We start from the raw sequence: 9,948 nt of genomic DNA, 5'->3' as shown, positions 1-9,948 counted from the left end.
TGAGCCGTGGTCGTCTAAGCTACACCACTCCATGGGACACGATCCTTCCAGTCGTGGTTTCCGAGAATCCAGTAACAGCCGGTCGCATCGTCCTAGTAAAGACAAGCGAAATCCTACTAGCTGAAGAAGGTCTAGTCCTAGATTCCAGCCGCGAAGCTAGCATCATCATGGATTCCGATCCTGAAAATGCAACTTCCGCGCCAGTATCCCTATGGCAGAACAACCTTGTCGCCCTTCGTGTCGAACGCTTCATCAATTGGGGCAAGCGCCGCGATAACTCCGTAGCCGTTATTTCTAACGCAAACTACGGTGCTCTAGGCGAGTAACTAAATATCGATGGGGCTGCAATTTGGTGGCCCCATCAACCATTTCAGGGAATTCAATTTTGAAACTAAAAGCAATTACCACATTCCGATATGGCAACAAGATACTAGAACCCGGCGATATTTTCGAAGCTAATCCAGACGTTGCCAGACTTTACAAAGCAATTAATCGCGCAATCGATCACGTAGAAATCAAGGAAGCCCCTAAAAAGAAGAGGCGTACAAACAAGGAAACCGACTAATGGAGCTATTCGGGCTTACTATTACAAAATCACAATCTACGGCCCGCCCCATAGTTGAAAACCGAGGCGGTAGTTTAATGAACCGCATCCTTGAACCTTTTACAGGCGCATGGCAGCGCAATATCGAAGTTAAGAACGAAAACGTTTATTCGAATCCAACGCTATTTCGATGCATCAATCTAATCAGTTCCGATATCGGCAAGCTAGAAGTCGATATTTGTGAAATTTCAGACAATAACGTTTGGGTGCCCGTTAAAAAGCACCGCAAGCTAAAGCTTCTCCGCCGCCCTAATCATTACCAAAACAGCCAACAATTTTTCGAGCATTGGCTTATGTCCAAGCTAACGACTGGCAACACCTATGTTTACAAGGCATATGATGATGCATTGTCGGTTAGCGGCCTCTACATTCTCGATCCAAACCGCGTTAAGCCGTACCTTCTTCCAAGCCCTGAATCTACCGCAGCGAAGCCGCTTCCCCATGAAGTTTGGTATCGCTTAGAGCTAGACGACATTGCAGGCATTCCCGAACAAGGCTTCTTCGTTCCGGCCAGCCGCATCATGCATGACCGTTACAACTGCCTGTATCACCAGATGGTAGGACTCTCCCCGATCATGGCCGCAGGTCTTGCCGCCTATACGGGTATCGAGATCGCAACCACGTCCGCGACCTTCTTCAAAAACGGTGCGCAGCCTAGCGGTATCCTAACCTCACCCGGTGAAATGTCGCAGGAAAACGCCGACGAAATCCGCGCTTGGTGGCAGAGCAATTTCGCCGGAGCGAACAAGGGTAACGTCGCCGTTGTATCAGATGGCATCACCTACCAGCCATTGACGACAAGCCCGGTCGATGCCGCGCTGGTTGATCAATTGAAGTGGACGGAAAACACGATTTGCTCCGTCTTCGGTATCCCTGCCTACAAGATCGGTGTTGGTGACGCTCCAAGCTACAACAACGTTTCCGCTCTAGATCAGCAATATCATAATCAGTGCCTGCAGAGTTACCTAACAGCAATCGAAAACCTGTTGGATGAAGGTCTAGGCTTAGGTTCATTGCGATCAAAGTTCGATCTTATCGATCTAATCCGCCTAGATGAATCCTCACTTGCTGAAACTGTTGTCCAGCTTGTCAATCGCGGTGTCATGACGCCAAACGAAGGTAGAGCAAGGTTCAACTACGAACCTAAAGACGGCGGCGATTCACTGTATGCGCAGGAACAATATCACAGCCTAGAAGCTATTGCCGAGCGTGATCGTAACGATCCGTTTGGAATGAAGAATGCCGAACGCGAGAGGGCTATAAATACAACAGATAGAGAGGCCGAAACCGAACAAAAGAAGGCCATGGATATTATAACGAAAGGTCTTGCTAATGTTTGACGGAGAAATATTCGGAAAAACGATCCTAGAAGCAGTTACCAAAGCCATCGATAAAGCTACCAAGCCTTTGCTAGCCCGTATTGATGAGTTGGAAAAGCAATCCGCAGAACGCAACAGCGTTGCCAGCGTCCACATTACCCGTGACGGCGATCTAGTCGCAACCTACTCCAACGGTGCCGAGAAAAACCTAGGCCCTGTAATCGGCAAGGATGGCGATCCCGGCAAGGATGGCAAAGACGGTTTCGATCTAACCGCATTCGATATCCAGTTGGCCGAGGATGGCCGTACGCTCGAATTCACGTTCGAAGACGAGCAACACAAGGCCATGTCTTCCTTCGTGCTTCCTGTCCCGCTCTATCGCGGCGTATGGGAACAGAAGGCTTATCAGCGTGGCGATACCGTCACCTACTCCGGTAGCACCTTCATTGCCCTAAAGGACACTGGCGAAAAGCCAGGAACTTCCGATTGGCAATTGGCCGTCAAGCGTGGCCGCGATGGAAGGGGGGCCGATGGCGTTTCTATCCGTTAACGAAGTCCGCGACCGCCTCCGCATCGAAGAAGCATATGCCGAAGCCGATCTAGCCGCGATGGTGATCGAAGCCGAGGATATCATTTCCGATTATCTGGAATTGGCTATTCCCTATGATGCCGACAACGTGCCTCCGCGCGTGAAAACGGCAACTCTCCTAGTGATCCGTGGCCTATACGACAACCACGACGAGCTTCTAACGCCAGCCGTGAAGTCGATCCTCAAAAGAACGAGGAAACCGACAGTTGCTTAAGAACCGTGACCGCAGAATCTCAATCCAGCGTTTCAACGAAACGACGAATGCCTTCAACGAAGTAGTGAAGACATGGGGCACTCTGGCGACCGTTTGGGCATCCAAGGAAGATATCAAGGATGGCGAACGCTTTGCTGCCGGACAGGTATCCGCCTCGATCACAACCCGTTTCCAAATCCGCTACAGCCAAACGGTATCCAGCGTATCGCCATTGGATCGTGTCGAGTTTGAAAACCGCGTCTACGAAATCGTAGGCGTCAAAGAGATTGGCCGCCGCGAAGGATTGGAGATTACCGCAGCCGCTAGAGCCGATCTTGCCCCAACTGGTGGCGTCCCTCCCCTTGAACCTATCGCCGTATGGGAGTCCGTCCAATGGTAATGAAGGTCAAGATCGAAGGTTTGAAAGAGCTAGGCAGGGCACTAAACGAGCTTCCGAAAGCGACGAACCGCAGTGTTTGCCGCCGTGTCCTGAAAGAGGCAGGCGAACCGATAGCCAGAGCGGCCAGAGCCAAAGCACCTAAGCGCCTTGGCGATCTAGCTGAATCCATCGACGTATCAACCAAACTGGCGAAATCCCAAAGGTCAGGCGGTGCCGCCATGACGAGCGAAGGGTATCGATCCGCAGCAAAGACAACGGTCGATATGTATGTTGGCCCCGGCCAGCATCCGCAGGCAATCACGCAAGAGTTCGGAACCTTCAAGGAACCGGCACAACCGTTCATGCGCCCGGCATGGGATGCCGAAAAGGGTACTGCCCTCGATATCATTACAAACATGCTTTGGACCGAAATCGAAAAATCTGCCGCCCGTCTCGCAAAGAAATCAGGAGGGTAATGGAGGAAGAACTTCTAAATACACTTAGAGGAAGCGAAGCTCTTACCGCAATTGTTGGTAGTAGGATTCGCCCTGTAGATAGGCCGCAAACGGATAGCCTTCCATCGATAACATTTCAACGTGTTGATGGTATCCGCTACTACACGCATAGCGGCGCAAACAACTTAGTCAATTCCCGCATTCAAATAGATTGTTGGGGGAAGACATATCAAGAAACAAAGAATACGGCTAGGGCAGTTGTTCAAGCTCTAAACGGTATCACAGAGCCATTTCAAGGTTCTTTTATTCTAGATGAATCCGATACTTCGGAAGATGCAGATACTTCACGTATTTTCAGAACAAGATTAGACATACAACTATTTCATAAGGAATTTTAAAAACAATGTCAGAAGCACAAATTGGCTATAGCACAAGATTCGATATCTCTACGGACGGCGGAACTACCTTCCAGCCAGTTTCAGAAATTATCGAAATTACCCCTCCAAGCGATACAATCGATACGGTTGACGCAACTCACATGTCCAGCCCAAACGCGACACGTGAATTTATCCTTGGTCTTCGCGATCCGGGTGAAGCATCTCTAGAAATGGCTTTCATTCCCGGTTCCAATAGCGACGTTCTTTTGCAATCCATCCGCGATAGCCGCCAGAACGTAACATGCCGCATCACATTTCCGAACGACGCAACTTGGACATTCCAAGGGATTCTTACAGGTTACGAAGCTACGGTTCCTCTAGAAGACAGAATGACCGCAACTGTTACATTCAAGGTAACAGGTTCAACAGTTGTTGGTGAGGCAGCTTAATGGCCAACCGTCATAAGGGTGAGGTATCGTTTACCGCAGGTGGTGAGAATTACACGCTAGTTCTAGATTTCAACGCAATTTGCGAAATCGAAGATGCCTTCGGTGTATCAGCGTCCGAGCTAGGCCAAGTTATTGGCGCGAAGACTGGTAATTTCAGAACGCTATTTCGTATCGGATTATCACGCCATCACGGTTTAAACGATATTGAAGCTGGTGATATCATCAATGAAATCGGAGCCGACAAGGCTAGCAGCATCGTAGCTGAAGCTTTCAAGGCATCCTTTCCAGACGATAAGAACCAATCGGGAAACGTGAAGAAGGTGGGCAGGCTACAAGCCGACTGACCTACCTTGAATATTTCGGCATTTGGTGCGGGGAATTGAATTTCGAACCAGAATCATTCTGGAAACAAACTCCCCGCACTCTTGAAGCGATTGTTAACGCCAGAAACAAGGCGCACGAAGTTGCTTTAGATCGCGCCGTGCAGGTGGCTCATATCGGTGCCTACCTCAATCGCGTTGAGAAATGGCCTAGGCTTGAGAAGGTATTACCTTCCAAAAACAAAAAGAGAAAAGAACAAACGGCACCGCAGCCATGGCAACAACAGCTTGCAATTGCGAAACAGTGGGCCGCAGTATTTAATAAGGGAATTAAATGACTCCAATCGGCGCGCTTCGCGTCCTACTATCGATTGATACTGCACAGTTAGAGAATGACCTAAAGAGCGTACACGCTTCGCTAGAACGCACTGGCAAGACGTTATCCGCAGTTGGTAAAAAGATGAGCGTTGCCGTTACAGCGCCCATCGTCGGCTTTGGTGTCGTATCCGTAAAGATGGCTGGTGATTTCGAAGCCAGCATGAACCGTGTTGAAGCTGCATCCGGCGCTACAGCGGTCGAAATGGACGCGCTCCGCAAGAAAGCTCTTGAGCTAGGTGCGGACACTTCGAAGTCAGCTTCCGAGTCCGCAGACGCTATCGAAATGCTTGTTAAGAACGGCGTAAGCGCGAGCGACATTCTAGCTGGTGCCGCAGATGCCACGATCATGCTTTCCGAAGCGACTGGCGGCGATCTATCCGAGTCCGCAGACGTGGCAACGAACGCCATGGCTCAATTCAAAATCGAAGCCAAGGACATGATCGGCGTTGCCGATGAGATTACCGGCGTCGTCCTAAACTCACAATTCACATTCAACGATTACGCCCTTGCCCTTGCGCAAGCTGGTGGTGTTGCTGCCGGTGTTGGTGTGAGCTTTGAAGACTTCAACGCGACCATTGCCGCAACATCATCCGTGTTCGCCAGCGGTTCCGATGCCGGTACGTCTTTCAAAACCTTCCTAACTCGATTGGTTCCGGCTTCCGATGAAGCTGCCGGGTTGATGGACAAGTACAATCTTTCGTTCTTCAACGCGAATGGCAGCATGAAATCCATGTCCGAAATCGCCCAAATCCTTCAGGACAATTTGAAGGGTCTAAACGACGAAACGAGAAACAACGTTATCTCAACGATCTTCGGAACCGACGCCATGCGTACAGCCATCGCTTTGATGGATCAGGGTGCCGAAGGTGTTGATAATCTAACACAAAAGATTTCCGAAACGAGCGCAACCGAACAAGCCGAAGCTCGAATGAAGGGTTTCAACGGTGAATTGGAAAAGCTATCTGGTGCTTTCGAAACCCTTCAGATCGCTATTGCAAGTTCCGGGCTACTAGAGTTCGTCACGATGCTGGTTACAAAGCTTGCCGGTCTAGTTGACTATTTGGGCGAAGCTAATCCCGCGTTCCTAAAATGGGGAACAATCATTGCCGCCGCTGCCGCTGCCGTTGGCCCTCTATTGGTTGTTCTAGGATCACTAGCAACAATCGTCGCCGGTATCTCTGCCCCTGTCCTAGCAGCCGTCGCAGCCTTTGCCGCTCTAGGTGCCGCAGCCGTTGCCCTCTACACGAATTGGGAATCCTTCAAGACTTCATTCCCTGCCGTCGCGACCGTGATCCAGACGGTAGTTGAATCCATCAAACAATATTTCCTAGGGCTATTCGAGGTTGGCAAGCAGGTCTTCGCTGGCATCGTAGCCCTTCTACAGGGTGACTTTGTAGGAGCCTTCCAAGCCGCCCAAGGTGCCGCACAGGCATGGGGCGACATGCTTCTCAACATCATCAACACGTTCATTCCGGGCTTTAAGGAAGGTGTCCTACAGGTAATCCAGACCGTGAAGGACATGGGCCAGCAAATGCTAGCGGCCCTACGCGAGCTACCCGGCCAGATGCTTCAGATTGGTAAGGACATTATCCAAGGCTTGATCAACGGTATTTCGTCCGGGAAAGACATGGTTGTTGATGCCGCTAAGGGTGTCGCATCGTCAGCCGTCAGTGGCGTAAAAAGCCTTCTTGGCATCCATTCTCCGTCACGTGTCATGCACGAAGTTGGTAACAACATCGTCCAAGGCTTGAACAACGGTATGGGCGAAATGGAAACCCAAACGGAATCCATCGCCAGCAACATCGGGCAAACGATTTCCAGTGCCTTCTCTGGCGTAATCGACGGTTCAAAATCCGTTGGTGATGCCATCAAAGACGTATTGAGTAGCCTTGCCGATCTTGCCCTAAACCATGTCTTCCAATCGCTATTCAGTTCTGGCGGTGCAGGTGGCGGTAAGTCAGGCGGTGGCGGTATCGGTGGTATCCTATCCGGCCTAGTCGGTAGCTTGTTTGGATTTGCCCGTGGTGGTTCCTTCAAGGTTGGATCGCACAACGGAATGGGTGGCGTTGATAGCCAGCTAGTTGCCTTCAGAGCTTCCCCGAACGAGACAGTTACAGTCACGAAGCCTAATCAAGCGATTGGTGGTCGCGGAACCTTCGCGCCAAACATTATTATAAATAATAATGCCTCCGGTCATGATGCCAGAGCGGAAACAAATTCCAACGGTGATATCAGTTTCTTTGTTGACAAGATCAATACGAGAAACATGACAACTCCCGGCACTGATACCTTTAACGCGCTAACGCAAAATTACGGTGCAAGACAGACATTGACTAAAAGAGGATAAAAATGGCGTTCGACGTATGGCCTATTTCATTACCACAAGATTTTCTACTATCGGGCTATTCGTACGCAATGGGTGACGGGCGTTTACGCTCTAATATGGATACCGGTCCAGCTAAGTTACGCCTTCGCACTGCCAACATGCCAAGCTCAATTACTGGAAACATGATATTGAATGCCAGTCAGGTGAGAACGCTAGAGCAATTTGTTAACGTAACAACTCTTGGCGGTACGATATCCTTCCAAATTCGCGATCCGCAATTATACCAGTTGTCAGGTCACAGGGCGTTAGTTCGCTTCGTTGACTTGCCGGGTTGGAATCCAATAACGCCAAACCTTTTCCAAGTTTCGATCAAGCTTGAAAAGATGGATACCCTTCCACCGCCAGCGCCAGCCTTTTCAACTGATGCCATTACGCCAGCCAGAGAAGGCGTTGCCTATCGTTGGACGCCAACAGTTATCGAGGGAACAAAGCCCTACCGTGGTTTCAATATCGTCGCTGGTTCCCTTCCTGCCGGTCTTGCCATGGATACCACAACCGGGACTATTACCGGTGTGCCTCCGCTTGCCGGCACCTATAATTTCACGATCCAAGTTACCGATGATGATGGCCGTACAGCTACACGAGCCGTTACCCTAACTGTCCGCAACCGTGCATGGATTCATGGTGGCGAAAGGGGAAGTCGTGTTGCGATTGATCCTGTCCTAACCCGCAATTCCACGGCAACCTATTTCGGTATCGATGGCCTTCTGAAGATCGCGCCAGCTAATCAGCCGCGTTTCGACTACGAGCCTGTAAATTCCCGCTTCAATGGCGTCTTGATCGAGGAAGCCCGCACCAACGTAATCGTTGGCGGTTCCCTTCCCGGCTCCGGTTCCGGCTGGAATGTTACCAACTCAACTCGCACGGTGGTAGCCGGTGCCGGTATCGACGGCGGCGATGCAGTCCAGATTACCGAAGGCAGCAATACCGGTGAGCATCGTATCGGCTACACGGTCACGGCATTCCCCGAAAATTCGACAACTGACTTTTGGCATACAGCCCTTGTGAAGCTAGGGACAGGATCGGCCAAGAGATGGATTTACGCTTGGTGCGGAACGTTCGCCAATCACTCGATCCGATCCAACGCCTACTTCAACCTTGCAACTGGTGAGGTCGGAACGGTAGGCGGTTCCGGTGACTTCGATGCCCGTATCAATTCAGTTGGTAACGGTTGGTATCGCATCGCCTTGAAGGGACAGACCCTCAACACGACAAACGGCAACGTTGGCCTTTGGATCAATATCGTAAGCGCGAACGGAGAGCCGACAGCGCAGGAAGTTGGCGACGGCTATTCGAGCATCCTAACCCAATATTGGCAGTCGGAAGTTGGCGCATTTCCAACCAGTATCATTCCAACCACGACCGCAGCCGCAACACGTGCAGCCGATCAATACGTTATCCCGAATGGATGGCAGGGCAATTATTTCAGCCCGTTCGCCTCTACCGTTGTCGCGAAATTCCGCACCTTCGATACGGTCAACACTCGCCGCCTTGTAGATCGTTCCGGTGGCAATAACGGCGTGATCCTTCAGGTCAATGCAGTTACAGCCGGGGCAACATCTGGTGTCGCTACCGGCCAGATCGTCAACGCAGGCGGTTTCGTAGCCGATAACGAGCTACCGAACGTTGGCCGCACGATCCCCGCTAAGGTTGCCTACGCCTTCGATATGTCTACCGCCTCGATTGCGGTAAACGGAAGGGAACCACGTACCGTATCACGAGCAAACCCAACACCTGCCGGGACAGCCAACGATATCAATATCGGCTGGTCTACGATCCTTGGAAACGGTGGACAGCTAAACGGCTGGATCGAGTCGGTTCAATTCATTCCTCGAAGGGTATCGGATGAAGAGTTAAGGGAGCTTAGTTCCCTATGAGAAATCTATCATCCAAAATGCGATTCGCGTTAACAGCGCAAGGTAGCGGTGAAGTCGCTATTACCCTGTTGACGATCTACGATGACCTTCTTTCCGAACCAATTCGTGTTTGCGATCATGCCACAACGCTAATCGATGATAGCCCGGAAACATGGGCAACGATCAGTCGAGGCCGCAGCTACCAATACGTTCCGTTTCAGTTGGCATTGCCAGACGACAAGAGCGAACGAGCGCCAGCTAGCCAAATTCAAATTGCAAATACCAACCGCGAATTGGTTGAGCTTCTTCGAACAATCAATAATGACGATGCACCAACAACGATCATGATCGAGGTTGTAACCCTATCGACTCCTGATGTTGTCGAGATACCCGTACAACCGCTAGATATAAATAGAATAAGCTTTGATGCTGTAAACGTTACAATTGGGCTTTCGGCTGATAGCTATTCCGATGAACCGTTCCCTGCCGGTGAGTTTCGACAGGCTGGTTTCCCCGGATTATTCTCATGATTTTTGATGATTACGTTGGCCTTCCCTTCAAAGAACGTGGTCGAGGTCCAGACGGATACGATTGTTATGGATCGTGTCCCATGGAGTGGTGTAGCTTAGACGACCACGGCTCA

Annotated in this window: 12 protein-coding genes and 1 pseudogene; all 13 read left to right on the top strand. The window is 50.6% G+C overall.

From position 1 onward, the window contains the following. Window positions 1-326 (top strand): annotated as a pseudogene (locus NDN16_RS20660) (hypothetical protein); the annotation flags it as partial. A gap of 238 nt (window positions 327-564) precedes the next feature. Further along, on the top strand, window positions 565-1,944 hold the full coding sequence (locus tag NDN16_RS20655) for a phage portal protein (protein WP_251115302.1): 1,380 nt from the start codon (window positions 565-567) through the stop codon (window positions 1,942-1,944). After that, a complete protein-coding gene (locus tag NDN16_RS20650; RefSeq protein WP_251115301.1) occupies window positions 1,937-2,473 on the top strand; it encodes a hypothetical protein in 537 nt (178 codons plus the stop codon). Before NDN16_RS20655 ends, NDN16_RS20650 begins: the two co-directional genes overlap by 8 nt. Then, window positions 2,454-2,726 (top strand): head-tail connector protein, encoded by a 273-nt coding sequence (locus tag NDN16_RS20645; RefSeq protein ID WP_251115300.1) that lies wholly within the window; start codon window positions 2,454-2,456, stop codon window positions 2,724-2,726. Before NDN16_RS20650 ends, NDN16_RS20645 begins: the two co-directional genes overlap by 20 nt. Beyond that, window positions 2,719-3,105, top strand: a complete 387-nt coding sequence (locus tag NDN16_RS20640) for a phage head closure protein (RefSeq protein WP_251115299.1) — start codon at window positions 2,719-2,721, stop codon at window positions 3,103-3,105. Before NDN16_RS20645 ends, NDN16_RS20640 begins: the two co-directional genes overlap by 8 nt. Further along, window positions 3,099-3,560: an HK97-gp10 family putative phage morphogenesis protein gene (locus NDN16_RS20635; RefSeq protein WP_251115298.1), complete on the top strand. Its 462-nt coding sequence runs from the start codon at window positions 3,099-3,101 to the stop codon at window positions 3,558-3,560. Before NDN16_RS20640 ends, NDN16_RS20635 begins: the two co-directional genes overlap by 7 nt. After that, entirely contained in the window at window positions 3,560-3,937 is a 378-nt protein-coding gene (locus tag NDN16_RS20630) for a DUF3168 domain-containing protein (protein ID WP_251115297.1), read from the top strand. Before NDN16_RS20635 ends, NDN16_RS20630 begins: the two co-directional genes overlap by 1 nt. 5 nt (window positions 3,938-3,942) lie before the next feature. Then, window positions 3,943-4,365, top strand: a complete 423-nt coding sequence (locus NDN16_RS20625; protein WP_251115296.1) for a phage tail tube protein — start codon at window positions 3,943-3,945, stop codon at window positions 4,363-4,365. Further along, window positions 4,365-4,709, top strand: a complete 345-nt coding sequence (locus NDN16_RS20620; protein WP_251115295.1) for a hypothetical protein — start codon at window positions 4,365-4,367, stop codon at window positions 4,707-4,709. Before NDN16_RS20625 ends, NDN16_RS20620 begins: the two co-directional genes overlap by 1 nt. Window positions 4,710-4,744: 35 nt before the next feature. Next, window positions 4,745-5,023, top strand: coding sequence for a hypothetical protein (locus tag NDN16_RS20615; protein WP_251115294.1), 279 nt, complete (start codon window positions 4,745-4,747; stop codon window positions 5,021-5,023). A 122-nt stretch (window positions 5,024-5,145) separates the two neighbouring features. Next, a complete protein-coding gene (locus NDN16_RS20610) occupies window positions 5,146-7,410 on the top strand; it encodes a phage tail tape measure protein (RefSeq protein ID WP_251115293.1) in 2,265 nt (754 codons plus the stop codon). Window positions 7,411-7,412: 2 nt separating this feature from the next. After that, on the top strand, window positions 7,413-9,326 hold the full coding sequence (locus tag NDN16_RS20605) for an Ig domain-containing protein (protein WP_251115292.1): 1,914 nt from the start codon (window positions 7,413-7,415) through the stop codon (window positions 9,324-9,326). Continuing rightward, window positions 9,323-9,835 carry a DUF1833 family protein gene (locus NDN16_RS20600; RefSeq protein ID WP_251115291.1) on the top strand — a complete coding sequence of 171 codons (513 nt, stop codon included), beginning with the start codon at window positions 9,323-9,325 and terminating at the stop codon, window positions 9,833-9,835. The genes NDN16_RS20605 and NDN16_RS20600 overlap by 4 nt, the downstream gene beginning before the upstream one ends. Window positions 9,836-9,948 lie beyond the last annotated feature (113 nt).

This window comes from Aureimonas altamirensis (assembly GCF_023702225.1).
Lineage (GTDB): Bacteria > Pseudomonadota > Alphaproteobacteria > Rhizobiales > Rhizobiaceae > Aureimonas > Aureimonas altamirensis_B.
This window is presented reverse-complemented; position numbering and strand designations above follow the sequence as displayed.